This window comes from Actinoplanes siamensis (genome assembly GCF_016862395.1).
Taxonomy (GTDB): Bacteria; Actinomycetota; Actinomycetes; order Mycobacteriales; family Micromonosporaceae; genus Actinoplanes; species Actinoplanes siamensis.
Genome location: NZ_BOMW01000075.1, coordinates 18,272 through 43,036 on the forward strand (window position 1 = coordinate 18,272; position 24,765 = coordinate 43,036).

At 73.2% G+C, this 24,765-nt stretch carries 27 protein-coding genes; 9 read left to right on the forward strand and 18 right to left on the reverse strand.

Going from position 1 to position 24,765, the window contains the following annotated elements; genetic code table 11:
• The first annotated feature begins 47 nt into the window (after positions 1 to 47).
• On the forward strand, positions 48 to 1,103 hold the full coding sequence (locus tag Asi03nite_RS32945) for an RDD family protein (protein WP_203684424.1): 1,056 nt from the start codon (positions 48 to 50) through the stop codon (positions 1,101 to 1,103).
• Positions 1,100 to 2,182, forward strand: a complete 1,083-nt coding sequence (gene hisC, locus Asi03nite_RS32950; RefSeq protein ID WP_203684425.1) for a histidinol-phosphate transaminase — start codon at positions 1,100 to 1,102, stop codon at positions 2,180 to 2,182. The genes Asi03nite_RS32945 and hisC overlap by 4 nt, the downstream gene beginning before the upstream one ends.
• Positions 2,183 to 2,375: 193 nt before the next feature.
• Here the strand turns inward: hisC and Asi03nite_RS32955 are convergent, their stop codons facing one another.
• Positions 2,376 to 3,596 (reverse strand): MFS transporter, encoded by a 1,221-nt coding sequence (locus Asi03nite_RS32955; RefSeq protein ID WP_239103095.1) that lies wholly within the window; start codon positions 3,594 to 3,596, stop codon positions 2,376 to 2,378.
• Positions 3,597 to 3,642: 46 nt separating this feature from the next.
• On the opposite strand from Asi03nite_RS32955, the gene Asi03nite_RS32960 reads away from it, so the two are divergent.
• Complete coding sequence (locus tag Asi03nite_RS32960) at positions 3,643 to 4,764, forward strand: ROK family protein (protein ID WP_203684426.1); 1,122 nt, start codon at positions 3,643 to 3,645, stop codon at positions 4,762 to 4,764.
• Positions 4,765 to 4,784: 20 nt separating this feature from the next.
• On the opposite strand, the gene Asi03nite_RS32965 is transcribed toward Asi03nite_RS32960, so the two are convergent.
• From Asi03nite_RS32965 to Asi03nite_RS33000, 8 genes are all read right to left on the reverse strand, one after another.
• Positions 4,785 to 5,936, reverse strand: a complete 1,152-nt coding sequence (locus Asi03nite_RS32965) for an outer membrane protein assembly factor BamB family protein (RefSeq protein WP_203684427.1) — start codon at positions 5,934 to 5,936, stop codon at positions 4,785 to 4,787.
• A 33-nt stretch (positions 5,937 to 5,969) separates the two neighbouring features.
• Complete coding sequence (locus tag Asi03nite_RS32970) at positions 5,970 to 6,812, reverse strand: hypothetical protein (protein WP_203684428.1); 843 nt, start codon at positions 6,810 to 6,812, stop codon at positions 5,970 to 5,972.
• A gap of 45 nt (positions 6,813 to 6,857) precedes the next feature.
• Positions 6,858 to 7,517, reverse strand: coding sequence for a hypothetical protein (locus tag Asi03nite_RS32975; RefSeq protein WP_203684429.1), 660 nt, complete (start codon positions 7,515 to 7,517; stop codon positions 6,858 to 6,860).
• Positions 7,518 to 7,665: 148 nt separating this feature from the next.
• A complete protein-coding gene (locus tag Asi03nite_RS32980; protein ID WP_239103096.1) occupies positions 7,666 to 8,889 on the reverse strand; it encodes a tetratricopeptide repeat protein in 1,224 nt (407 codons plus the stop codon).
• A gap of 18 nt (positions 8,890 to 8,907) precedes the next feature.
• Positions 8,908 to 9,294 carry a PPOX class F420-dependent oxidoreductase gene (locus tag Asi03nite_RS32985; protein WP_239103097.1) on the reverse strand — a complete coding sequence of 129 codons (387 nt, stop codon included), beginning with the start codon at positions 9,292 to 9,294 and terminating at the stop codon, positions 8,908 to 8,910.
• 273 nt (positions 9,295 to 9,567) lie between these two features.
• Positions 9,568 to 10,071, reverse strand: a complete 504-nt coding sequence (ispF, locus tag Asi03nite_RS32990; RefSeq protein WP_203684431.1) for a 2-C-methyl-D-erythritol 2,4-cyclodiphosphate synthase — start codon at positions 10,069 to 10,071, stop codon at positions 9,568 to 9,570.
• Between the two features lie 436 nt (positions 10,072 to 10,507).
• Positions 10,508 to 11,221 carry a 2-C-methyl-D-erythritol 4-phosphate cytidylyltransferase gene (gene ispD / locus Asi03nite_RS32995; RefSeq protein WP_203684448.1) on the reverse strand — a complete coding sequence of 238 codons (714 nt, stop codon included), beginning with the start codon at positions 11,219 to 11,221 and terminating at the stop codon, positions 10,508 to 10,510.
• A gap of 44 nt (positions 11,222 to 11,265) precedes the next feature.
• Entirely contained in the window at positions 11,266 to 11,751 is a 486-nt protein-coding gene (locus Asi03nite_RS33000) for a CarD family transcriptional regulator (protein ID WP_014447856.1), read from the reverse strand.
• Between the two features lie 334 nt (positions 11,752 to 12,085).
• Between Asi03nite_RS33000 and Asi03nite_RS33005 the strand changes: the two genes are divergently transcribed.
• Positions 12,086 to 12,970 (forward strand): hypothetical protein, encoded by an 885-nt coding sequence (locus Asi03nite_RS33005; RefSeq protein WP_203684432.1) that lies wholly within the window; start codon positions 12,086 to 12,088, stop codon positions 12,968 to 12,970.
• 134 nt (positions 12,971 to 13,104) lie between these two features.
• On the opposite strand, the gene Asi03nite_RS33010 is transcribed toward Asi03nite_RS33005, so the two are convergent.
• Genes Asi03nite_RS33010 through Asi03nite_RS33020 form a run of 3 tightly spaced genes read right to left on the reverse strand, consistent with a single transcriptional unit; the run spans position 13,105 to position 15,361 of the window.
• Positions 13,105 to 13,554: a DUF6023 family protein gene (locus tag Asi03nite_RS33010; protein ID WP_203684433.1), complete on the reverse strand. Its 450-nt coding sequence runs from the start codon at positions 13,552 to 13,554 to the stop codon at positions 13,105 to 13,107.
• 16 nt (positions 13,555 to 13,570) lie between these two features.
• Positions 13,571 to 14,638, reverse strand: coding sequence for a type III polyketide synthase (locus Asi03nite_RS33015; RefSeq protein WP_203684434.1), 1,068 nt, complete (start codon positions 14,636 to 14,638; stop codon positions 13,571 to 13,573).
• Positions 14,639 to 15,361: a methyltransferase domain-containing protein gene (locus Asi03nite_RS33020; RefSeq protein ID WP_203684435.1), complete on the reverse strand. Its 723-nt coding sequence runs from the start codon at positions 15,359 to 15,361 to the stop codon at positions 14,639 to 14,641.
• A gap of 132 nt (positions 15,362 to 15,493) precedes the next feature.
• On the opposite strand from Asi03nite_RS33020, the gene Asi03nite_RS33025 reads away from it, so the two are divergent.
• The 4 genes from Asi03nite_RS33025 (at position 15,494) to disA (ending at position 19,913) form a co-directional block, all read left to right on the forward strand.
• A complete protein-coding gene (locus Asi03nite_RS33025; protein ID WP_203684436.1) occupies positions 15,494 to 16,327 on the forward strand; it encodes a UbiA family prenyltransferase in 834 nt (277 codons plus the stop codon).
• A gap of 94 nt (positions 16,328 to 16,421) precedes the next feature.
• Positions 16,422 to 17,195 (forward strand): hypothetical protein, encoded by a 774-nt coding sequence (locus Asi03nite_RS33030; RefSeq protein WP_203684437.1) that lies wholly within the window; start codon positions 16,422 to 16,424, stop codon positions 17,193 to 17,195.
• A 31-nt stretch (positions 17,196 to 17,226) separates the two neighbouring features.
• On the forward strand, positions 17,227 to 18,648 hold the full coding sequence (gene radA, locus Asi03nite_RS33035; RefSeq protein ID WP_203684438.1) for a DNA repair protein RadA: 1,422 nt from the start codon (positions 17,227 to 17,229) through the stop codon (positions 18,646 to 18,648).
• 83 nt (positions 18,649 to 18,731) lie between these two features.
• Complete coding sequence (disA, locus tag Asi03nite_RS33040; protein ID WP_203684439.1) at positions 18,732 to 19,913, forward strand: DNA integrity scanning diadenylate cyclase DisA; 1,182 nt, start codon at positions 18,732 to 18,734, stop codon at positions 19,911 to 19,913.
• Positions 19,914 to 20,006: 93 nt separating this feature from the next.
• Here disA and Asi03nite_RS33045 read toward each other — a convergent pair whose 3' ends face one another.
• The 4 genes from Asi03nite_RS33045 to Asi03nite_RS33060 form a co-directional block, all read right to left on the reverse strand.
• The gene (locus tag Asi03nite_RS33045) at positions 20,007 to 20,516 is read right to left on the reverse strand and encodes a 2'-5' RNA ligase family protein (protein ID WP_203684440.1); all 510 of its coding nucleotides are present in this window, start codon (positions 20,514 to 20,516) and stop codon (positions 20,007 to 20,009) included.
• A 2-nt stretch (positions 20,517 to 20,518) separates the two neighbouring features.
• Positions 20,519 to 21,277, reverse strand: coding sequence for an adhesin (locus Asi03nite_RS33050; RefSeq protein ID WP_203684441.1), 759 nt, complete (start codon positions 21,275 to 21,277; stop codon positions 20,519 to 20,521).
• An 82-nt stretch (positions 21,278 to 21,359) separates the two neighbouring features.
• Positions 21,360 to 21,854, reverse strand: a complete 495-nt coding sequence (gene def, locus Asi03nite_RS33055) for a peptide deformylase (protein WP_373872200.1) — start codon at positions 21,852 to 21,854, stop codon at positions 21,360 to 21,362.
• A complete protein-coding gene (locus Asi03nite_RS33060) occupies positions 21,851 to 22,354 on the reverse strand; it encodes a glycine cleavage system transcriptional repressor (RefSeq protein ID WP_203684442.1) in 504 nt (167 codons plus the stop codon). The genes def and Asi03nite_RS33060 overlap by 4 nt, the downstream gene beginning before the upstream one ends.
• Positions 22,355 to 22,375: 21 nt before the next feature.
• Here Asi03nite_RS33060 and Asi03nite_RS33065 point away from each other — a divergent pair, with 21 nt between their 5' ends.
• Positions 22,376 to 23,272 carry an iron-sulfur binding domain-containing protein gene (locus Asi03nite_RS33065; RefSeq protein WP_203684443.1) on the forward strand — a complete coding sequence of 299 codons (897 nt, stop codon included), beginning with the start codon at positions 22,376 to 22,378 and terminating at the stop codon, positions 23,270 to 23,272.
• Positions 23,273 to 23,314: 42 nt separating this feature from the next.
• On the opposite strand, the gene Asi03nite_RS33070 is transcribed toward Asi03nite_RS33065, so the two are convergent.
• Both Asi03nite_RS33070 and Asi03nite_RS33075 read right to left on the reverse strand, forming a co-directional pair.
• Positions 23,315 to 23,914 (reverse strand): DUF4291 domain-containing protein, encoded by a 600-nt coding sequence (locus Asi03nite_RS33070; RefSeq protein ID WP_203684444.1) that lies wholly within the window; start codon positions 23,912 to 23,914, stop codon positions 23,315 to 23,317.
• Between the two features lie 18 nt (positions 23,915 to 23,932).
• Positions 23,933 to 24,457, reverse strand: coding sequence for a hypothetical protein (locus Asi03nite_RS33075; RefSeq protein ID WP_203684445.1), 525 nt, complete (start codon positions 24,455 to 24,457; stop codon positions 23,933 to 23,935).
• Between the last annotated feature and the right edge of the window lie 308 nt (positions 24,458 to 24,765).

The following is a 24,765-nucleotide window of genomic DNA, read 5'->3' on the forward strand; positions in this document are numbered from 1 at the left end:
GACCTGCGCGCAGGGAACCGTCAGGCATTCGTGGTAAAGGTTTGCGCATGAGTTCCCTTCCCGCGGGTTGGTACAAGGACCCGGCCGACACCAGCACCCAGCGCTACTGGGACGGTGAGGGCTGGCTGGGCAAGGCCATCCCGGCCGACGCGGTCCCGCCGGACGGGCCGCCGCCGGTGGAGGCGGAGCCGCCCACCACTCCGCCGCCGGCGACGGCTCCGCCGGCGCAGCCCCTCGCGCCTCCCGGGCCGCCGCCCGGCTGGGCTCCGCCGGGAGCCCAGCCCCCGCCCGGCTGGCAACAACCGCCGGCCGGCTGGCAGCAACCACCGCCCGGCTGGCAGCAACCGCCGCCCGGTTGGCAGCAACCGCCGCCCGGCTGGCCGCAGCCGCCGGCGAACTTCCAGCACCCACAGCCCCCGGCCGGCTGGCAGCAGCCTCCGCCGCCGCCACCCCCGGGCTGGCAGCCGTATCCGATGGCCCAGCCCCCGCACGCCTACCTCTACCCGATGCCGGAGGTCCGTCCGCACGGCTTCCCGCTGGCCGGCCTCGGCCAGCGCCTGGTCGCCCGGCTGATCGACATCGCCGTCGTGCTGGTCCTCAACGTCATCGTCAACGGCTGGTTCGTCTACCAGTGGTGGCAGGACTTCCGCCCGATCTACAACCACTACGTCGACCAGATGCTGGCCAACACCGAGCCGGACATGATCCAGCCCACGGGCCGGATGCAGTCGCTGCAGATCGCCATCATCCTGATCGCCACCCTGCTCTGGCTGCTCTACGAGGCTCCCGCGATCGCCGGTCGCGGGCAGACCCTCGGCAAGATGGTGATGGGCATCAAGGTGGTCGGGGTGGAGGGCACCGCACCGATCGGTTTCCGCCGCGCGTTCGGCCGCTGGGCACAGCTCGGCATGTGGACGCTGTTCTGGGGGTGCCTGGTGGGATTCGTGGTCCAGTTCCTGGACTCGCTCTCCCCCACGTTCGATCCGCGCCTGCGGCAGGCCTGGCACGACAAGTCCGCACGGACTGTCGTCGTCGCGGTCCCGCACGGTGTCCAGACCGTCGAGGCCGCGCCGCGCGGCGACAACCCAGGAGGACGAGAATGACCCGGTTGACCCGCGCCGACCTGGACGCGCTTCCCGCGTACGTGCCCGGTCGCAACGTCGCCGACCTGGCCCGCGAGCTGGGCATCGCCGAGGCGATCAAGCTGGCCAGCAACGAGGTGCCGTACGGTCCGCTCCCCGGCGTGGTGGAGGCGGTCACCGAGGCCGCCCGGGAGATGCACCGCTACCCGGACATGGGCGTGCTCAAGCTGCGCGACGCGCTGGCCGCCCGGCTCGGGGTGGCCGCCGAGCGCGTGGTCACCGGCTGCGGCTCGGTCGCGCTCGCCGAAATCCTGGTCAAGGCCACCTGCCTGCCCGGCGACGAGGTTCTCTACGCGTGGCGCTCGTTCGAGGCGTACCCGATCGTCGCGGCCGGCGCCGGCGCCACCAGCGTCCGGGTGCCGAACACCCCGGGGCACGCCCACGACCTCACCGCGATGGCCGAGGCGATCACCGACCGCACCCGCCTGGTCTTCGTCTGCAACCCGAACAACCCCACCGGCACCGCGCTGCGCAAGCCGGAGCTGGACCGCTTCCTCGCCGCGGTGCCGTCGGACGTGCTGGTGGTGCTCGACGAGGCGTACCGGGAACTGGTCACCGACCCGTCGGTGCCGGACGGCCTGGACACCTACGGCGACCGGCCCAACATCGTGGTGCTGCGGACCATGAGCAAGGCCTGGGGCCTGGCCGGCCTGCGGATGGGCTACCTGGTCGCCCAGCCCGAGGTGGCCACGGCGGTGCGCAAGGTCCTCACGCCGTTCTCCACCAGCCTGGTCGCCCAGGCCGCCGCGCTCGCCGCGCTGGCCCAGGAGCAGGAGGTGGTCCGGCGCTGCGCCCTGGTCACCGCGGAGCGTGCGCGCGTCACCGAGGCCCTGCGGAAACTGGCCGTCGACGTCCCGGAGAGCCAGGCCAACTTCGTCTGGCTCCCGATCGGCGACCGCACGGCCGCCTTCGCCGCCGCCTGCGAGAACCGCGGGGTCATCGTGCGCGCCTTCCACCCGGACGGCGTTCGCGTCACCATCGGCACCCCGGAGGAGAACGACGCGTTCCTGGCCGCCGCCGAGGCCGCCCTGACCCTCTGACCCACCCGACCCTCTGATCCGCCCGACGAAGGTCGCCCGGCCGGTCCGCGAATCCGCCGCGGGCCGGCCAGGCTTTTCCTTGCGGCCGTCTTCGACGTTAGCCGCCACCACCAGCCGGTTCGCCACCCACCGGGCGGATTGCCCACTATCGGGTGGTGTTCCCGGCCCGGCAAGCGCGGATCTCCGCGTCGCGTCAGTGCGGCGCCGCGGCCTCCGCGGAGACCCGGTGATGGTCGTCCGCGCTGATCCGGAACGGGAACACGGTCCGCGAGGTGGCCACCAGGATCCCCGCCGCCACCGCGAACAGCGCCGCCAGCAGTGGCAGCGCCCCCAGCCCGCCGGCCGTCACGAACCGCTCCCCGACGAACGCCCCGCCACCGATGCCGATCTGGAAGGCCACCACGTAGACCGCCGAAGCCGCATCCCGGGCGGTCGGCGCCACCCGCATCGGCGCCGCGCCCAGGAACACCGGGATCGCGGTGAAGGCGCCACCCCACAGCAGCGCCGCCAGCACGGTCGGCACGGCTCCCAGCACGGGGGCCAGCAGCGCCACCGACGCCGCGTGCACGGACAGCAGGACCAGCAGCACCGGCCCGGGATGCCGGTCCACGTACCGCCCCACCACGAAGTTGCTCAGCAGGCCGACCGCCCCGTACCCGAGCAGCAGCACGCTCAGCGCCGCCCCGTCCAGCCCGGCGTCCCGGCGGACCAGCGGCGCGATGTAGGTGTAAGCCGCGAAGTGCCCGATCACCAGCACCGCTGTCACCGCACACAGCCGCGCCACCCGCGGGTCCCGCATGATCCGCACCGCGTTGCGCAGCTGCTGCCCGCTGCGGGTCGCCATGTCCCGGGGCAGCGGCGGCAACTCGGGCAGCACCGCGAGCAGCAGCGCCACGCACACCACCCCGCCGACCGCCATCGAGCCGACCGCCACCCGCCAGCCCAGCCACTGTCCCAGCGCGGTACCGATCGGCACGCCGAGCACGATGGCCAGCGAGTTGCCCAGGAACGTCATAGCGGTGGCCCGGCCGATCTGGTCGGGCGGGGCCAGCCGGGCGATGATCGGCCCGATCACCGACCAGAACACGCCGTGCGCCAGCGCGCAGAGCAGCCGGGCCGAGGCCAGCACCGCAAAGGTCGGGGCGAATGTGGCGGCCGCCTGGGAGACCGCGAAAATCGCTACGGTTGCGGCGATCAGGGTGTGCCGGGGGACCCGCATGGTGAGCGCGGTGAGCGGGATCGTGCTCAGCGCGGCCACCACTGCGTAACTGGTCAGCAACAGGCCCACCTGGGCCTCGGTCACGTGCAGCCCGGCCGAGATCTGCGGCAACAGCCCGACCGGCAGCGTTTCGGCAGTGACATAGAAGAACGTGGAGGATCCGAGAACGACCAGCGCGGGACGGTTGAAGCTCACCTCCGCACAATAAGCTCTGAGCAAGAGCAAAAGAAGGGCGACAGATGTGACGACGCGCTCCACCGAACTGCTCCGCGTGGTGCACCGCAGCCCCGGCGTCACCCGTGCCGACGCGGCGCGGCTGCTCGGCGTCGGCACCGGCGCGGCCACCGAGCTGGTCACCAAGCTCAGCCGCGCGGAACTGCTGATCCAGGGTCCAGCCGCGCCGAGCGGCGCCCGCGGGCGCCCGACCACCGTGCTGCTGCCGCACCCGGACGGCCCGCTCGTACTGGCCGTCGCGATCACCCACGAGACGTGGCGGGTGGAGGCCGTCCAGCTGGGCGGCACGTGCGCGGCCGAGGTGGAGGGCCGGCACGCCGGCGCCGCCTGGCCCCAGGTCCGCTCGGCGGTGCGGGGCGCGATCGGGGAGCTTCGCCGCCAGTACGGACCCCGCCTGCGCGCGACCGGGGTGTCGGTGCCCGGCACGGTCTCCCGGGACCTGCGCCTGGACGCCGTCGGCGCCGGCTGGCACGACGTCGACCTGACCACGCTCTGCCCGGACACCGACGTCTTCGTGGCCGGCAACGACGCCACGCTGGCCGCCACCGCCGAGTCCCGCCGCGGCGCCGCCACGGACGCCTCGGTCGCCCTGCACCTGCGCATCGAGTCCGGCCTGGGCGGCGCCGTGGTCGAGGACGGCCGCCCGGTGATCGGCGCCCGGGGAGCGGCCGGCGAGTTCGGCCACATGCCGTTCGGTGACCCCGCGGTCCGCTGCCCGTGCGGCGCGCGGGGCTGCTGGGGCATCGCGGTGGACGGCCAGGCGCTGGCCCGCCTGCTCGACGAGCCGGCCCCGCTGGACTCGTTCAGCTACGCCCGCCGGGTGCTGGCCAGCGCCGCGCGGTCCGCGGAACCCGAGCTCAGCGCCGTCCGGACGGTCGCCGCGACCCTGGGGCGGGGCATCGCCGGCCTGGTCAACGGCTTGGACGCGGACCTGGTCACGCTCGGCGGCCTCGGCGCCGACCTGCTGGCCGCCGTTCCCGCCGAGATCGGCGCCGCGTACCGGGACGGCCTGATGTCGATCCACCGCGAGTCACCGCCGCCGATCGTGCCGGCCGCGCTCGGCGACCACGGCCCGATCGCCGGCGCCGCCGAGGAGGCCTGGTCCGCCCTGCTGCCCCGGCTCGCGTAGGGCGTCGGCCCGGCCGCCTCCTACAGCGCGACCAGCAGCACGGTGTCCGTGGTGTAGTAGTAGATCGGCGAGTCCGGATCGTCCGGGCCACCCTTGCGCCGCCGCTCGATCGCCACGTAGTGCTCGGAGACCATGAGACCGCCGAGGTCCCACAGGTCGTCCTCCTTCCGGTAGGCGAGGCGGAACCGGTAGCGCGCCCGGCCGTCCCTGACGTCCAGCCCGACCAGGTAGTGATCGGGCGTGAGCAGCAACACCCGGCCGGTCACCCCGCCCAGCAGCCGCGCCTGCCCGGACCAGGTCCACAGCGTGCTGCCGTCCTCCCGGTAGGCGGTCACCACCCCGTTGCCCGCGGACACCACCAGACCGGCCGCGATCGTCGACTCCGGCCGGTCCAGCGCGGGCGAACGCCGGGGCGCCGGCGCATCGGCCAGCCACCCACGGCTCGCGCCGTCCCGGAAACCGGCGCACCCGGAGCGGGCCACCGCGCAGCCGGCCGGGACGAACGGACCCGCCGGCCAGCCCGGCACGGCCTTGCCGGTGGCCAGGTCGTAGGCGCCGGTGGCACAGACGTAGGCGCCGCCCGCGGTGGTGAAACCGTCAGCGCACCCGGCCGGGGCGGTGACACGCCAGCGCTCGGCGCCGGTGCTCACGTCGTACGCCCAGATCTGGTGATCCACGGTGACCACCACGGCGCCGGCGGCGATCCGCAGACCCGGCGGATCCCACACCGTCGCGGCGCCGGTGCGGTGCCCGGCATAGCCCGGCCCCGCACCCGCCTCCGCCCGCCAGGCGATCCTGCCGGTCCGGCCGTCGAGCGCCACCAGCGCGCCGTCGGACCACCGGGTGATCACCGTGGGGCCAGCCGCCACCACCCCGCTGAGCTGCTCCGGCCAGCGCCGCAGCGACCAGCGCGTGGTGTAGACGGACTTGCCGTAGACCGGCTCGTCGGCGCGCACCTGATGCTTGGCGGCGTAGACCCGCAACCGGTCCTCGATGATCAGCGGCGCCACGTTGATCCGCCCCAGCACGCCGGGCGCGGAGACCACCAGCGGCGGGTACGGCGTCTTCGACGTGGCCAGCACCTCGGCGGGCTTGAGGATCCGCCAGCCGACCAGAACCGTCGCCAACAGCAAAAACGCCGCCGCCGACCCTCGCAGCAGCACCCTCGTCACGGCCGGAAGTATCTCAGGTGCCGTCCAGATCGATCACTCGTACCCACCGTTGACGAGGCCGAGGCGGACCAACTCGGTCAGCGGCTCCACCACGTTCGCCGCGCCGAAGCCGGCGAAGAGGGGGCGCGGAGCGTCCCGGTGCGTCCGGGCCGGCTCGACCAGCGGCACCGGATGCGTGGCCGCCAGCGCCTCGGCGACCTCCGCCACCTCGCCGCCGTCCACCGCGAGCAGCGTGGCGACCAGCACGTTGAGGAAACCGTGGTGGGTGAAACCAGTCTCCGGATCGGTGTGCCGGGTGGCGTGCCGCAGGCCTGCCGCCAGCTTGAACGGCAGGTCGCGGTCGCGGCACGCGCAGATCACCGCGGCCAGCTCGACAGGCGTCGGGAACAGCTCGGCGGCCAGCCCGCCGACGCGGAACTTGGGCGCGATCGGCAAACCCTCCCGGCGGATCTCGGCGACCGTGTCCAGCGCGCCGATCAGGCCCCAACTGAGCGGGATCTCCGCCCACACCCGGGTGGACTCGTGCGCCGCGAACGCGCTCAGCAGCGCCAGACCCGGCTGCGGATCCTCACCGCGCCGGGCCACCGCCGCCTCGACGTGCTCGATCGTCATGCCGGCCGCGCGCAGCTTCTCCACGGTCGCCGGCAGCGCGCCGGCCGGGATGTCGCCGATCAGCGCCGCCCGCGCGATCCTGGGCACCGGCTCGGCACCCACCACCGAGGCGGGCACCAGCAGCGCCCCGACCAGATCCGCATACCACGCCGCGGCGTGCTCGTGGAACTTCGCCTCGGCCTCGGCCAGATCGGTCGCGCTGGGCGGCAGCAGGGACGCGTCATCGACCAGCCCGGCATACAGCGGAGGCACCATCGTCGACACGAACCGAACCTAACGGACCACGTGTGAGCCGGACAACCATGCGGCTCAGACCGCCCAGACCGCCGTCTCGATCGTGAGGCTCGTGGGCACCGGCTTCTCCACCGGGAAGGCCGGGATCCGGAAGGCGACCACGTGCCTCGGATCGGCGGTCCGGCGCATGCAGTAGGCCCGGCCGGCCTCCAGCTCCAGGTACTGCGACTGGTAGCTGACACCGTTGGCCTCCGCGCAGGCCTGCGGCCCGGCGAACGGGTCACCGGCGGCCCGGGCCACCACCGACAGCCTCTCCAGCGGGTCGGCGCTCCACACCCGCTCGTCCTCGCCGGCGCAGTGCTGCACGTCGTCGCCCTTGCCCGGGGTCGAGCAGATCAGCGACAGGTCACCGGTCCACGGATCCGGGCCCGGCCGCGGCGGATCCAGCAGCAGGATCGCGGCCTGCGGATACCTGTCGCCCCTGGGCAGCTTGAGAGCCAGCCGCCGGGCCGCGGCGCCGAGCCCGGCCTGGGCCGAGAACGACGGTGTGACCGGGGCCTTCTCCGCCGGCCGGTGCGACCGGTAGAGCAACACGCCGGTCACACCCGCGGCCAGCGTCATGACAACCAGGCCGGCCGCGAAGTAGGTGCGCCCGAGAGTCTCGGCCCGGAACAGCACGACCAGCACCACGGCCAGGGCCGCCAGGGCGAGCGCGGCAATCAGGAGATCGGCCATGAGCGCCAAAATACGGGGACGCCTGTCGATGCGGCTGCACGGGTCGCGCTCATCCCGGGTCCCGGCCCGATTGCGCTGGTACGGCGTGAGCCGGCGGCCCTGCTGGCCGCGCACCGGCCCTGGCGCTGGTGCGGCGTGAATCTCCCGGTCAGCGCCGGCGGGTCAGCACCACCAGATCGGCGGCCGCGGCCAGGACCATGCCGGCGATCAGCGTCGGCAGGCCGCCGACCACCGCGTAGGCCAGCAGGAACAGCGGCGCGGCGAAGGTCAGGTAGAGCGCGGCCAGCAGCGCCCGTCCGGTGCCGCGCAGGCGCGACAGCACGAGCCCGGCCGGCTCGGCGAGACGGCTGCGGAACCACAGGACGACCGCGAGGAACACCAGGAAGCCGATCAGGCCCGCCCAGACCCGCGAGATGCCCGCGCTGACCAGGGTCATCGCGGCGGTGAGCACGGACGCGACGAGCGTGCCGTTGGCGCCGTAGCGGATGGTCTCCAGCACCGCGTCCAGGGAGTCGGCGGAGACGTCCAGCACCGGCTTGCGCGGGCGGCTGACCGCGGGCGGCTCGGACCAGTTCGGGCGGGGCGCCGGCGTCTTCTCCGGCTCCGGATCCGCCTGTTCCGGATCCACCGCGGATGGCGGCTCGGCCGGGACCGCGCCCAGCGACGCCTCCTCGGCCAGTTCCTCCAGCGCGCGGGCCCAGCGGCGGCGCTCCAGCCGGACCACTCCCACGTCCTGGACCGCGTCGCCGATCGCCGGGTCGAGGTCCAGCGCTTCCGCATACGCCCGCTGAGCCAGGTCGAACAGCCGCAGCCGGGCCGCGACCACGGCCAGGACCAGGTGCGCCTCCGCCTCGGCGGGCGCCACCCGGACGCCGTTCCACGCGGCGTTCAGCGCCTCCTGGCCGTTGCGCGACTCACTGAGCAGGGCGGCTCCGGTGCGTTGCGCGTACGCGTCCCCGGGCCAGGTCCGCAGGATCTGCCCGGCCACCCCGGCGGCGTCCGCGAACCGGCGGCTGTCGATCAGCGCCATGGCGCGCACCACCAGCGCCGGGAGCGTGCCCGGCTGGGCCGCGGCGGCCCGGTCGGCGGCGATCAGCGCCTCGGCCGGCTGCTCGGCGGCCAGGTGGATCCTGGCCAGGGTGGTCAGGAGCGCGGACTCCTCGGGGCCTGTCCCGCCGGCCGCGCCGGGCTCGGCGCCGGTGGCCGCGTCGGGCCCTCCGCCGGCCCCGGTGTCCGGCTCTGCGCCGGCCGCGGCGCTCAGGCCGGCCGCTATCTCCTCGGTCGCCTCGTCATAGCGGCCGAGATCGGCCAGCAGCAGCGCGCGCTGGCGGTGCTCCTCGGGCGTGGTGTCGGGCTCCATGGGGGCGGGCACAGTCGGAGCGTAGGCGGTCTACCTGTAGATCACATGGGTCGGGGTGAGACGGCAGACCAGCCGGACGGTCTCCGGGCCGTCACCGGTCCATGGCTCGTTCGCGTACTTGAAGCTGAGCTCGCCGATCAGATCGGCCTGGTCGTCGCTGAGCGCTACGGTGCCCTCGACGGTGCAGTAGGAGTACGGCTGCGCCGGGTCGTAGGCGCAGATCGACACGCGGGGGTCGCGCTCCATGTTGCGGGCCTTCTGCCGGCCGCGGACCGTGGAGAAGAGGATGTCGTCGCCGTCGCGTTTGACCCAGATGACGGTGGACTGCGGGGTGCCGTTCGAGTTGATCGTGCTGAGCACCGCGTAGGTGGGATTGTCGATCAGTATGCGGGCCGCACCAGGCAGAACGACAGTCATGATCGTCATCATGCCGGAAGATCGGCCCTCCTCCCGTCGTGACGGTCCCCACCCGAAGCACAACGTCCCAGCTCAGCGGACTTCCCCGGTGGCGGGCCTCACCGCACCCGGCACCGTTGCACCCGGCACGACCGCGCATTTGGGCCAATCCCACCCCGGCGCCACCGCACATGTTGGTTCACCCACCCGGCACCGTTCCGCATCCGGGCTCGCCCCACCCGGCACCAGCGCGCGTCCGGGCTCGTCCCACGTGCCGCCGCTCTGCGGGAGAGCTCAGCTCACCTGGCGTTCCGCCGCGTCGGGCGGCTCGTTGTAGACCATGGCCACCGCGACGCCGGCCAAGCCCTCGCCCCGGCCCGTGAGGCCCAGCCCGTCCGCGGTGGTCCCGGAGACCGTGACCGGCGCCCCGACCGCGGCGGACAGCACCTTCTCCGCCTCCGCGCGCCGTTTGCCGATCTTCGGGTGGTTGCCGATCACCTGTATCGAGACGTTCCCGATCGCATACCCGGCCGCCCGCACCAGCCGGGCCGACTCCGCCAGCAGGGTGACGCCGGCCGCACCGGCCCACTCCGGCCGGCTGGTACCGAAGTTGCTGCCCAGATCACCGAGCCCGGCCGCCGAGAGCAGCGCGTCACAGGCGGCGTGCGCGGCGACGTCGGCATCCGAGTGACCGGCCAGTCCCGGCTCGCCGGGCCACTCGAGCCCGGCCACCCAGCAGGCCCGCCCAGCGTCGAATGCGTGCACGTCGGTGCCGATACCCACCCGCGGAATGATCACCCAGCCACCCTATCGACGGCCCCGTGCTCCCCTCCCCCAGCCCAGCGGCCCCAACCGGCCGCCAGAGGCGCCTTCGGACCTGCGACAGAACCGTCACCTCCAGCTCAGCCGCATCGGCCGCCGCCAGCGGGCCCTTCGGACCTGCGACGGATCCCCACCCCCAACTGAGCTGCCATGGCTGGCCGCCAGGGGTCTCCTGGGCCCCGAGAGACGACCCCTCGTGTCCAGCTGGACGCTGCCTCAGGGGTGACCGGGCCTTACGGCCGCCGGCGGAGATCAGTGTTTCGGAGGCGGTCGATCCACGTACTTCTCTCAGCTTCCAGCCGGCTGGACCCAAGGTCGGCGCAGCGTCATCGATGTCATCGCCGGCTTGGGCGGTGCTTCGTGGCCACGCCGGTGGCCGCGGTGGAGCCGGGAAGGTGAGGGAAAGCGAGCGTCAGACGGTTGGAGGCTCCGGATCGGGGAGGGCGAGGAGATGCGTGGCAAGGGCCAGATCGAGCGGGCGCGTGATCTTCAGCGCCAGGTCGGAACCGGGGACGCAGCGAACCGGGATTCCGAGCTTCTCGACCGCACCGGCGTCGTCGGTGTGGGAGTCGGCGGCGGCCTCATGGGCGGCCCGCAGCACCGCGGCGCGGAAACCCTGTGGCGTCTGGACGGCCCTGAGCACCGAACGGTCGACCGTGCCCAGCACGGCGCCGTCGGCGTCGACCTCCTTGATCGTGTCGACCACCGGAAGGACCGGGATCACCGCGTCGGCGCCCGCCCGGACGGCCGCGGCCACCCGCTCGGTCACGGACGGTGGGGTAAGACAGCGGGCCGCGTCGTGCACCAGCACGATCGGGACCTCCTCGGGTACTACCGCGAGCGCGGCGGCCACCGACTGCTGGCGCTCGGCGCCGCCGGCCACCACGGTGACCGGCGCCACTGGAGCGAGCAGGGCGTGCACCGCGTCGACGTCAGCGCGCGGCGCGGCCACGACGATCATGCGAACCGAGGGCGCCGCGGCGAGCCGGCGGACCGCATGCACGAGCAGCGGCTCGCCCTCGAGGAGGCGCAGCGCCTTCGGCGCGCCTGGGCCGAGCCGCAGACCGGCGCCCGCGGCCGGAACGACGACCGCGACGTCACCGCGAGCATTGAGCTGCGCGGTCACGTCGCGGTCGTCGTTCACGGGGCGGTGAGGGTGCTTCGGTCGGATCAGGCCTCGGTGAGGACCTTGTCGAGCAGGACCTCAGCCTCGTCCTTGGTGCTCTTCTCAGCGAGGGCCACCTCGCCGACCAGGATGTCGCGCGCCTTCGCCAGCATGCGCTTCTCGCCAGCCGAGAGACCGCGCTCCCGCTCGCGACGCCAGAGGTCACGAACAACCTCGGCAACCTTGAGCGGGTTACCGGAAGCGAGCTTCTCCAGGTTGGCCTTGTAGCGCCGTGACCAGTTGGTCGGCTCCTCGGTGTGCGGAGCGCGGAGGACGTCGAAGACCTTGCCCAGGCCTTCCTCGCCGACCACTTCGCGCACGCCGACTTCCTCGGCGTTCTCAGCGGGCACCCGAACCGTCAGATCGCCCTGGGCGACACGCAGAACGAGATACTGCCTTTCAACGCCCTTGATGACCCTAGTCTCGATTGCCTCGATGAGTGCGGCCCCGTGGTGGGGGTAAACAACGGTCTCGCCGACACTGAAAACCATAGGTTCGAAACCCCTTTCGCTGTGTCTAGGGTAACACGCTCAGGCGACGGTGTCTCGCCCTGACGGTCACTGTTAGTGCAGCTCAGAGGCCCTGTGACGGGGCTTTCTACCGCTTGACAGCAGGACGGCAAGCTGCCTGTGTAACGCAAAGTGACCAGGGCATCACTCAGCCTGCTAATGAGTCGGGAATTCCGGACCTGATGGCTTTGCGAGATCAAGCGTATCGCTGAGGTCCGCGCCGCCCCACCACTGGCGATGCGGCGTAGCGTGCGAGACGCTGGACGGAAGTTCCCCGACCGAAGCAAGATCTGGTCGGCCAGGGGGGAGGTGGATCATGGCAGGTGCGAGCGACAACGGCGGCTGGCCGCCCGACGGCGGCTCCTCGGACGAACTGCCCGACCTCCCTGAGGAGTGGGGTGTCATCGTCATCCCGGACGACCTGTCCGAGCTGGCCGACGAGGTCGAGGCGGTGCGCGCGGAGCTGCATCTGGCCCCGCCACCCAACCGCTGGCAGCGCTTCCTTCGCCGGCCCGGGATGCGCCGGCTGCGCCGGGCGGGCGCGCTGCTGCTGCGCGCGCCGGTGCTGATCGTCTCGATGGCGATCCTGGTCACGGTGGCGAGCCTGTTCGCCTCGGCCTGGCCCGGGCCGGTCCGGCAGCCGGCCGCCCAGCGCACCTCGGGCAGCACCGCGGCGCCGGTCCGGACGCTGCCCGCGCTCGAGCTGATCGGCTCCGAGGGGCAGGCCGTGCCGATCACCGGCCACATGCCGGTGGTCATCCTGCTCGTCGACGGTTGCGACTGCGCCGGTCTGATCGCCGAGACGGCCGCCGCGGTCGACGCGGAGACGACGGTCCTGGCCGTGTCCAGGTCCGCGCCGTCCCCGGCGGCTCCCCGTGGTCCGCTGGCCACCGGACCCTCCTCAGCGGCCCCCGGCGGCCCGGCGGCCGACGGAACCTCCTCAGCCGCCCCCGGCCCGCCGGCCGACGCAACGTCCCCAGCGGCCCCCGGCCCGCCGGCCAACGCGCGGACGCCGCGCGCCGACGGCGGAACCGTGCACTATCTGCGTGATCCGGCCGGCAGTCTCCGCGAGCACCTCAGCCTGACCGCGCAGGACGGCACCGCCGCCGCGATCCTGGTCGACCAGAGCGGCAAGATCCTCCGCACGGTCTCCCACTACGTCGCCGTCAAAGCCATCCTGCCCGATCTCGAACGCCTCTGACCACGGCCGGCAGCCCGAGCCGGCGCGGGCGCCGGGAAAGAATCGGCAGCAAGGAAGCCGGGGCACGCAGCCACCACGGCCACCGCGGGCACGCGGCCACCGCGGGCATACGACCCCCGCCGGCATGAGGGCGGTCAGACGGATCGCTGCAGGGTGAAGCGGAAGATCACCGGCCCCTGCTCCTCCACCAGGGCCCGCAGGTGGAGCCGCGTGCCCACCCCGACGCTGAAGATCTCCGGCGTACGGGACCCGGAGCACGGCAGCCCTCGCCCCGAGTCCTCACCGCCGCCGAAGCTGACCCGCACCCGGCTGCCCTCCGGCCCCGCGCACACCACCGCCACCTGGAACGCGCCGCCGTCCAGATCGGCCGCCTTGTCGTAGCCTCCCCGGGCCGGCAGCACGACGGTGTCGGTCATCTCCTGCTCCCCGCTCTCCGGCAGGAGCTGCTCGGCCGCGAGCCGCCAGGCCAGCAGACGCGGGTCGGAGTCGTCACGCGGCGCCGACCGCCACCACCAGACCCCGCCGACCAGCAGGAGCAGGGCGGCCAGCCCGTGCAGGACCGCACCGCGTCCCCGTTCGCTCACGCCGCGACTGTTTCGCTCACGCTGCGACTGTAGAGAACTCGAGCAGCGCTCCGTAGAGGGTGAGCCCCGGACCGAACGCGAGCACGACGACGTACCGCGGGGGTCGCGGCCTGCGGCGCAGGGCGTCCAGGACCAGCAACACGGTAGGTGACGAGCAGTTCCCGTACGCCGAAAGCACGCCCCGTGACGCCGCCAGCGCCTGATCGTCGCGCCCGAGCCGTTCCTGCACCACGTCGAGGATCTTCGGCCCGCCGGGGTGCAGCGCCCAGCCGTCCACCTCCCCGATGCTCAGCCGGTTCCGCTTGAGCAGGTCCTCGACCAGCCCCCGGACGTGCAGCGAGAGCACCGCGGGCACCTCCGCCGACAGCCCCATCCGGAATCCGAGATCGGTGACCTCCCAGGTCATGTGCCCGGCAGTGGTGTTGTCGGTGACCGCGGCGATATCGCGGACCTCGTACCCCGGAAGGGCTCGCGAAGCGGGCGTGAGCACAGCGGCGGCCGCCGCGTCGGAGAAGAGCGCGTGCGACACGATCTGCTCCACGTCCGGCACGGTGGCGTCGGCCGGCTGCATGTGCAGGCTGGTCAGCTCGGCGCAGAGCAGCAGCGCGGGCCGGTCCCGGGCCACCACGAAGTCACTCACCGTGCCGAGGCCCGGCAACGCGGCGTAACAGCCCATGTGCCCGATGAAGAGCCGCTGCACGTTCGGTGACATGCCCAGATCCCGGGCGAGCACGATGTCCAGCCCGGGCGTGGCGTATCCGGTGCAGGAGCAGACCGCGAAAAGTCCCAACTCGGACGCGGCCAGCCCGGCGCCGGCGAGCGCCCGCTCCACAGCGGCCCGGCCCAGCGGTGGCGCCTCGGTCTGGTAGCGGCGCATCCGCCGCTCGGTGGACCACGCCGACACGTCCTCCACCAGTGGGCTCACCGCGGCCTGCCGGGTGACCACCCCGGAGTTCGCGAAGATCCGCTTGGCCAGGCCGCGCCGCCGGCCCGCGTAGTGCCGGGCGAAGAAGCCGTCCCAGAGCTCGTCCTGTACCGCGGAGGGCGGCAACGCCACGCCCAGCCCGCTGATCACCGCAGCCACCTAGACCAGCACTTCCTTGCGACCGGCGCCCTGATAGAGAACCGCTGTGGAGAAGGTGGGCACCATCCGCCCGAGGGGACGCCCGGCCGGCTCACGCCTCAGGGCGAGCCACCGCACCATCCCGGGGAGGCTGGGCCGCACGCCGCGCACCGCCAGCCGCACACCGTGCCGCCCGAACTCGGCCCGCAGCCGCTCCGGCGTCACGAACAGCGCCGGATCGTGCACGCCGATCGGCGCCACACCGAGCCGCTCGCCGAGCGTCACCGTGAGGAACCGGCTCACCGCGTTGTCGTTCACCGTGTCGAGCACCACCCGCCCACCCGGCCGCAGCACCCGGCACAGCTCGGCCACCGTGCCCCGGAGGTCTGTCACGTGCTCCAGGATCTCCCCGGCGACCACCACGTCGACCGAGTCGTCGGCGAGCGGCAGCGCGGTCACATCCCCCGCGATCGGGGCCACGCCCCGCTCCGCCGCCCGCACCAGCCCGGAAACCCGCAGGTCGACGCCGACATGGCGATAACCCAGCGCGCGCACGTGCGGCGCCAGCAGCCCGCCGCCGCACCCCGCGTCCAGCAGCACCTGGCCGGGCGCGGAGGCCGGCGGCACCAGCTCGGCGCGGGCCGCGGCCAGCCAGTGCAGCAGCTCGAAGCCACCGCCCGGCCGCCACCACTCGCCGGCCAGCTCGTCGTACAGGCGCGGATCGTTACGCCGCATCGACACCATGTGATCGAGCCTGGCACGGTTGCCGCCCGCCCACCACCGGAGACGATCGTCCTGTGGAAAACCGGCGGGCCGCAACCGCCGCCCCTGTGGACGACAGCTGTCCCATCGGGCTCGATCTGGCAGCTTGGTCCCATGCACCGCGAACCCGTGCGAGCGCTGATCCGCTCGTCCCATCCGGAGCCGGGCGCCGCCGTCACCGCGGCGATGACCCTGCTCGCCCTCGGCGCCGGGCACCGTGGCCGGAGCCTGCTGTGCGTGGCCCTCGCGGTGGCGTTCAGCCAGCTCGCCGTCGGCTGGGTCAACGACTGGCTGGACGCCGATCGCGACAGCCGCACCGGCCGGCGGGACAAACCGATCGCCCGGGGCGCGGTCTCCCGGCGTACCGTCGGGGTCTCGGGCTTCATCGCGGCCCTGGCCGCTCCCGCGGCGGCGATCCCGCTGGGCCCGGCGGCCACCGTGACCATCGCCGTGGCCACGCTCTTCGGCCTGCTCTACGACTGGCCACTGAAGTCCACGCCGTTCTCCGTGCTGCCCTATCTGGTGGCCTTCGGGCTGCTCCCGGTGTTCGTGGTGATCGCGCTGCCCGGGCATCCGGCGCCGCCGCTCTGGTTGGTCGCGGCGGGCGCCCTGCTGGGTGCCGGCGCGCACTTCGCCAACGTGCTGCCCGACCTGGACGACGACGCGGCGACCGGGGTGCACGGCCTGCCGCACCGGGTCGGCGCCGGCGGTTCCCGACTCGCGGCCGCGGCGCTTCTGCTGGGCGCGACGGTCACGCTGGTGCTCGGGCCGCCCGGAGCGCCGTCGTGGTCCGGCTGGGCGGCCGGCGCGACCGCCGTCGTGGTCCTGCCGATCGGGTGGTACGCGGCGACCCGCTCCCGTGGCAGACCGGTCGCGCTGTTCCGCGCGGTGATCGTCGTCGCCCTGATCGACGTTGTCCTGCTGATCCTGAGCGGGCCCGTGGTGTGATCCACAGCGACCGGATGGATGGGTCGGCGCACGCGGCCGATTGCCGCCCACTAGGCTGATCTCACACCTTGGTGTCGCTATTTGGAGGATCGTGATGCGCACGCTGGGAACCCGTCGCGCCGCCCTGCTCACGGGTGTCGCCACGGCCGCGGTCGTCGCGCTGGCCGGTTGCTCGGCCGGTCAGGTCGCCGAGACCGCCATCCTGGACACGCCGATCGCCGGTGTGAACGCGGATTCCGCCCACGGCAGCGTGTTCGTGCGCAATGCCCAGGTGGCGTACAACGGCATCGAGGGCTACGCCCGCGGCGGAAACGCCCCGCTCGAACTGGGCCTCTTCAACCAGTCCGAGAAAGACGTCACGGTCACGATCAGCAGCACTCCGCTGGAGCGGCCGCAGGTCACCTCCGCGGCGCAGGTGGGCTTCGTCACCCAGCCCGCCGCCGCCCAGGCCGGCGCTTCGGCGCAGCCGGGTGCGACCACGTCCGCGCAGGCCGGCGCTGGCGCGCTGCCGGGAACGTCCGCGCGGCCGGGGGCGTCCGCCCAGCCCGGAGCGTCGGCTCAGCCGGGAGCCTCCGCGCAGCCGGGAGCGTCCGCGCGACCGGGTGCCGGCGCGAGCGCTCCGGCCCAGACGGTCACCGCGGCCGAGATCAAGCTCAAGGCGCTCGGCTCCGCGCTGTTCAAGGCGGAAGACGCACGGCAGCTGCAGGTCGTCAACCTCGCCGACGACCTCAAGCCGGGCGAGTCGGTGAACCTGGTGTTCCACTTCAGCAACGGCGAGCCCGACCTGGTCCTCCAGGCGCCGGTCGCGGTCCCGCTGAGCCCGGCCCCCCGGGCTCCCGGCGTGCAGCACGAGAACACCGAGGAATGACGTTGTCGTACCCGGCGGCTAACTTGGCCGGGTGACGACCTCTCGGACAAGTTCCAAGGCGGCCCGGCCGGCCTACGTCTGCGACGCCTGCGGCCACCAGCCGCCGAAATGGCTGGGCCGGTGCCCGGAGTGCGGCGAGTGGGGCTCGATCATCGAGTCCACGGTGACCGTCGGGGTCTCCGGGCGGGTGGTCAGCTCACGCATGCCGGCCGAGCCGGCCCGGCCGATCTCGCAGATCAGCGCCGCAGCCGCGCGGGCCGTGCCGACCGGGGTCGGTGAGCTCGACCGGGTGCTCGGCGGCGGCCTGGTCCCCGGCGCGGTGGTGCTGCTCGCCGGCGAGCCCGGGGTCGGCAAGTCGACGCTGCTGCTCGACGTCGCCCAGCAGTGGGCTGCCGGCGCCGGCACGCCCTCGCTGGTGGTCAGCGGTGAGGAGTCGGTCAGCCAGGTCCGCCTGCGGGCCGAGCGGCTCGGCGCGTTGCACGAGCGCCTTTTCCTGGCCGCGGAGAACGACCTGGGGACGGTCATCGGCCACCTCGACGCGGTCAAGCCCGGCCTGCTGGTGCTCGACTCGGTGCAGACCGTCTCGGCGCCCGGCACCGAGGGCGTCCCCGGCGGCGTCACCCAGGTCCGCGCCGTCACCGCCGCGCTGGTCTCGATCGCCAAGGAGCGCGGCATCGCCACCGTCCTGGTCGGTCACGTCACCAAGGACGGTCAGGTGGCCGGCCCCCGCGTGCTGGAGCACCTGGTCGACGTGGTGCTGCACTTCGAGGGCGACAAGCACTCCTCGCTGCGCCTGGTGCGCGGCGTGAAGAACCGGTTCGGCGCGGCCGACGAGGTCGGCTGCTTCGAGATGCACGAGGGCGGCATCACCAGCCTGCCCGACCCGTCCGGGCTGTTCCTCACCCGCTATCAGGAGCCGGTCCCGGGCACCTGCGTGACGGTCGCCATGGAGGGCCGGCGGGCACTGGTCACCGAGGTGCAGGCACTGATCGGGGCCGAGGTGCAGGGCTCGCCGCGGCGCACGGTGTCCGGCCTCGACAGCGCTCGGCTGGCGATGGTGCTGGCTGTGTTGGAGCGGCGCACCAAGCAGCTCAAGCTCTACAACCGGGAGGTCTTCGCGGCCACCGTCGGCGGCATCCGCCTGGTCGAGCCCTCCGCGGACCTGGCGATGGCGCTGGCCGTCGCGTCCGGCGGGCTGGATCTGGCGATGGCGCCGACCCTGGTGGCGATCGGCGAGGTCGGGCTGACCGGTGAGATCCGTCGGGTCAGCGCGATCGGCAGGCGGCTGGCCGAGGCGGCGCGGCTCGGCTTCCGGGTGGCCCTGGTGCCGCCGGGGTCGACGAACAGCGGCGAGGGGGTGGCGCCCAAGGGCATGGAGGTGATCGAGGTCGGCGACCTGCGGTCGGCGTTGCAGAGCGCGGCCCGCGCCTCGGCCGAACGCGGCTCAAGGTAACCAAGAGTGACGAATCATCACGCTACGGAGCATTCATCGAACCATGCCTCGTTGCTCCGTGCGGCAGTTCGTAGACTGTACCGGTGCCGCTCGACCGCGATGGTTCCAAGTCCGCCGCCAGTTCAACGCCGCGCCCCGGCGTCAACGGCGCGGGCCACCGCGCGGTGAGCCCGGCGACCGGCCCGGGTCTCACCGGTGGCGCCAGCGATCCGCTGCGCGCCAACCTCGCGCTGATGGCTCCCGGCACCGCCCTGCGCGACGGTCTGGAGCGCATTCTGCGCGGCCGCACCGGCGCGCTCATCGTGCTGGGCTACGACGCGGTCGTCGAGGCCATCTGCACCGGCGGTTTCCCGCTCGACGTGGAGTTCTCCGCGACCCGGCTGCGTGAGCTGTGCAAGATGGACGGCGCGGTGGTGCTCTCCAGCGACGGCACCCGCATCGTCCGGGCCGCCGTGCACCTGATGCCCGACCCGTCGATCCCGTCCGAGGAGTCCGGCACCCGGCACCGCACCGCCGAGCGGGTGGCCAAGCAGTCAGGCTTCCCGGTGATTTCCGTGAGCCAGTCCATGCGGATCATCGGGCTCTACGTGAACGGGCAGCGCCACGTCCTGGACGACTCGGCCGCCATCCTGTCCCGGGCCAACCAGGCGCTGGCCACCCTGGAGCGGTACAAGCTGCGGCTGGACGAGGTGTCCGGCACACTCTCCGCATTGGAGATCGAGGACCTGGTCACTGTCCGGGACGCGGTGGCGGTGGTGCAGCGGCTGGAGATGGTCCGCCGGATCGCCGACGAGATCTCCGGTTACGTGGTGGAGCTCGGCACCGACGGCCGGTTGCTCGCGCTGCAGCTGGACGAGTTGATGGCCGGCGTCGACTCGGACCGCACCCTGGTCATCCGGGACTACCTGCCCTCCGGCCGCAAGGCCCGCACGCTGGACGAGGCGCTCGTCGAGCTGGACCTGCTCACCGCCACCGAGATGATCGATCTGGTATCGGTCGCCAAGGCGATCGGTTATCAGGGCGCCTCCGATGCGCTGGACGCGGCGGTGTCGCCGCGCGGGTTCCGGCTGCTGGCCAAGGTGCCGCGGTTGCCGGGCCAGATCGTCGACCGGCTGGTGGGCCACTTCGGGAGCCTGCAGCGCCTGCTCGGCGCGACCGTGGAGGATCTGCAGGCGGTCGAGGGGGTGGGCGACGCCCGGGCGCGCGGCGTCCGCGAGGGCCTGTCCCGGCTGGCCGAGGCATCGATCCTGGAGCGGTACGTCTAGAGCGAGCGCGTGTCGCCGATCCCGGAGCGGTACGTCCCGGGCGAGCGAGGTCGCCGGTCCGGCAACGGCGGTGACTCCGGGGTCCGCCCCGCCTCAGAGGGCGCGCATGATGTCGTTCGCGTGATCGGCGATCGCCGCCCCGGTCACGGTAGCGGTGAGCGGCAGGATCTCCAGGCACCGCCGGATCGCCGGGGCCATCACCGGGTTGGGCACCCGCAGCGACACCGTGCAGTGCGGCACCCACAGCCCCGGCCGGTAGTGCTCCCAGACCTCCACGCCGCCCGCTGACAGCCGTTCGTGGATCACCCGATGGTGGTCCATCAACTCGGGCGTCATCGTCACACCGAGCCAGAGGACGCGCCCGACGAACTGGCCGGCGAAGTCCATCCGCAGGGTCAGGCCGCGCCCGACGACGAGACCGTCCAGGGCGGCCGCGGCGGCGTGCGGATCGATCGTCCGCGCCGCCGCGAGCGAGACGTGCGGCCGGTGCTTCTGGTGCAGCGAGCCGAGGGTGGGGATGCCCTCCGACTCGAGGGCACGCCACAGTGTCCGGACCCGCCGCGTGGCATCGACGTCCAGGTACAGCTCGAGGGCGGCGACCAACCTCAGGAGATGGTCACGGTGACCGGGTTGCTGAGGATGGTGTCCAGCCGGCCGCGCAGCTCGTACTTTCCGGCCTGCAGAGCCGGCCCGGACGCCGCGCCGCCGCTGCACGCGGTGGACTGGCGGCCGTTCCAGGTGATGTTGTACTCCCGCTGGTCGCCGGGCTTGAACGTCTGCACGTCGCTGCCCTTGGTGGTGCTGCACTTGTCGGACGACCAGTACTTCTGGGCCCCCTGATCCAGGTACAGCTCCTGCGGATCCGCGCCGACGTCCCGCGTACACGTACGGGATCCGATGTTCTTGATCCGCAAAGTGATCGCCAGGGCGCCGCCGCGCTTGACAGTGGTGGCGGACGGCACCGGCGTCACCGAGATCTCGTTGTCCGCGCAGGCGTTGCCACCCTGCCCGCCGACGTTGGTGTTGGTCCCGTTGGCGGTGGCCGGGTTGTTGTTCGGCAACAGGCCGCTGTCACCGTCCGGCTGCTGCGACTGCACCGGGTCCGGGTAGACCTGGCCGCCGGGTGGTGCCGCGTCGAGCAGGTCGTCGTCGGGCGCTGCCGAACCGCTGGGCGCCGCGGCGCTGGTAGAGCCCGGAGCCGGCGTCGGGTACTGCGTCGAGGCGCTCTTGGTGCTCGGTTTGCTGTCGTCCTCGTGCGAGCACGCGACGAACAGAGCGATGATGCCCAGCAGCAGGGCGCCGAGCACGACCGCGCGTCGCCGCCAGTAGACCGCGGGTGGGAGGGAACCAACCGTCGTACGCATGATGTGGCCAACCGTAAACCGGACACCCGCGGCCATCGCACGCGACGCGCCGGAGACGCGACACCAACTCACGGATCGTTCGTTAGAGATAGACCTTGCGCGGAAAGATCGCGTGCGCACCGGCCACCCGATCGAGGAACAACTTTCCCGCGCAGTGATCGATCTCATGCTGCAGGGCGCGCGCCTCGAACGCGTCGGTTTCGAGCGTGACCGGCTCCCCGGTGCCCGGCCGCAGGCCTTCGACCACGATCCGGGCGGCCCGCTTCACGTCGCCGGTCAGGTCCGGCACCGACATGCAGCCCTCCCGCCCCGGCCGCCACCGGCTGGCCTCGACGATCCGGGCGTTGCAGAGCACGAAGGCGCCGTGCGTGGTGATCGCCTTGGGATGCCCGGTCACGTCCACACAGAACACCTGCGCGGAAACTCCGATCTGCGGCGCGGCCAGCCCGACGCAGCCCGGCGAGGCCCACATGGTCTCGATCAGCTCCTCGGCGAGCCGGACCACCGCCGGATCGGTCGGGTCCACCTCCTCGGCCGGGGTGCTCAGCACGGCCGAGGGGGCGGTGACCAGCTTCACAGCAGTTCCGATTCGGCGTGCCGCAGGGTGACCTCGACGCCCAGCTCGGCGGCGGCCACCGCGAGCTGCTCGGCCAGCTCCCCTTCCCGCCCCGGGGGCAGGTCCACCTCGGCGACGAGCAGGTAGAGCGGCCCGGTGAGCCGGGTGGTGAGGTCGGTGATGTTGCCGCCGGCGGCCGCCACCACCCGGGTCACCGCGGCGACGATCCCGAGCCGGTCGGCGCCGTGCACGCTCACCAGGTACGGCTCGCCGGTCTCCCGGTCCGGGCAGGCCTCGACCTCGCGCACCGTGGTGAGCAGCTCCGCGCCGAGCCTGACCAGCGCCCGCTCCGCGTCCGCGGCCGGCGGGCCCGTGCAGATCAGGGTCATCGTGAAGTGCCCGCGCAGCCGGGTCATCGTCGAGTCGGTCAGATTCGCGCCGACGGCGGCGAGCGCCTCGGCCACGTCGGCGACGATGCCGGTGCGGTCCGGGCCGATGACGGTGATGGCGAGCTCAGGCACCCGCTTACAGTAAGTCCTGTTATGACTCTCGCCGACGAAGCCATCACCTGGTACGACCTCCACGCCCGCGATCTGCCGTGGCGGCAGCCGGAAACCACTCCTTGGGGTGTCCTGGTCAGCGAGGTGATGCTGCAGCAGACCCCGGTGGTCCGGGTGGAGCCGGCCTGGCGCTCCTGGATGACCCGCTGGCCCACGCCGGCCGCGCTCGCCGCCGACCCGCAGTCCGAGGCGGTCCGGATGTGGGGGCGGCTCGGCTACCCGCGGCGGGCGATGCGGCTGCACGCCTGCGCGCTGGCGATCGTGGAACGGCACGGCGGCCGGGTGCCGGACGACCTCGACCAGCTGCTCGCGCTGCCCGGGGTGGGGACGTACACCGGGCGGGCGGTCGCCACGTTCGCGTACGGCCAGCGGCACCCGGTCGTGGACACCAACGTCCGCCGGGTGGTCTCCCGGGTCGTCGAGGGCAAGCCCGACGCCGGTCCGGCCACCACGGCCGCCGACCTGGTCGCCATGGAGGAGCTGCTGCCCGAGGAGCCGCCTTGCGCGGCCCGGGCCAGCATCGCGTTCATGGAGCTCGGCGCGATCGTCTGCACGGCCCGCTCGCCGAAGTGCGCGGAATGCCCGTTCCGCGACGTCTGTGCCTGGCGGCTCTCCGGCGAGCCGCTGCCGGAGGGCCCGAGCCGCAAGCCGCAGCGCTACGCGGGCACCGACCGGCAGGTCCGCGGCCTGCTGTTGGAGGTGCTCCGGCACGCCACCGGCCCGGTGCCCCGCCAGCGCCTGGACGTGGTCTGGAGCGACGAGGTGCAGCGTGCCCGCGCCCTGTCCGGCCTGGTCGAGGACGGCCTGGTGGAGGCGTTCGGCGCGGAGGAGTTCATCCTGGCCGGAGACGCTCCGAAGGGCGAGGTGCAAACGCTGTAGGGGTACCGGCATCGCCGGCGCGGGCCGACGTCCGCGATGACGTCACCCCGCGCCGGGCGGCGTGGCGCCGAGACGAGCCCCGATCGCCTCGGGCAGTGGATACACCCGCTCGTCCGGCAGCAGCCCCGCCGCCCCGGCCTCGTCCCCCGCGTCGAGCCGCCCGCGGATCTCCCGCACCATCTCGGTCACGTCCTCGATCCTGGTGATCCACTCGTCGGCGTACCGCGGAACCGCCGCACCCCCGATCCCCACCTGCAGCGACCGATACGGCAGCTCCCGCAGCCGCAGGTCGCGTTCCGGGTCCCACTGCACCCGCGTCGGCGCCGCCCGCAGCTCCCGCTGCCAGGCCGCCTGGTCCACGTGCACGCCGCGCACGTAGTGGCTGAGAGCCGCCCGCTCCAGCGCCCACTCGAAACCGGCCCGGGTGATCGACACCGCGAGCACCCGCTCCTGGCCCTGCTTGGTGGCCCAGCCGCAGCGGTACATCATCCACAGGAACGACGGCTTGATCCAGGTCATCCGGTCCCGTTTGAACGGTTCCACGAACCGGCCGGCCCGCACCGCGGGCTCCGCGATGGCCGGCGAGTAGGCCTGGTAGACGGTGATCGTGTGCTGGTCGAAGCGAGCCCGGATCTGACGCATACCGGAAATGATCGCCGGTCAGATGTGGTGCAGCCAGGCAATAAAGAAGACCACCTCGGCGGCCGCGGCGACCATCACCACCGGCAGCACCCAGGCGCCGCCCGGCTCGCCCGCCAGCCGGGCCGTCCAGCGCCGGTGCAGCGCCGCGATCCCCACCAGCGCGGCCAGCCCGGCCGCCGCGAGCGGGACGCCCACCAGGAAGTGCACGAGCCAGGCGCCGCCCCGGGTCGGCCCGCCCCAGGACGTGTCGTACGGCCCCGGGTCGACCCACCCGTAGCAGATGCCGCGCGCCACGAAGGCCGCCTGGAAGCCCAGCGGGATCACCGCCAGGATGCCGAGGACCAGGCCCAGGAGGGCGTTGCCGGCCGCGGGGAGGAACCGGCCGGGCAGCGCCGGGGGCCGCCCGATCCGGCTCTGCCAGCCGGTCGCCAGGTGCGCCGCGGCGGCCGGCCGCCCGGCCACGATCAGTCCCAGGCTCGCGGCGCTGACCAGCCCGAGCCCGGAGGAGTAGAGAACGGCCTGTCCGATGCGATTCACGTTCATGCATCGCAAGCTATGGATCACCCGAGGCGGCCGGCGTCACCCCGGGGTGCCAACCCCATGTCGTACCCGGGTATGACAAGGAACGGCCCGGCCTCCGAGAGGAGACCAGGCCGTTCCGTCGTGCTTAGCGGATCACTCCTCGCTGGAGGCCGCGCCGAGGTCGGCCGGCACCGCGTCGGGCACCGCACCCGCCTTCTCGGCGCCGCGGAAGACCAGCTTGGACTTCTCCACGTTGGCCGGGTCGCCCTCGCAGTCCACGACCACGATCTGGCCGGGGCGCAGCTCGTTGAACAGGATCTGCTCGGAAA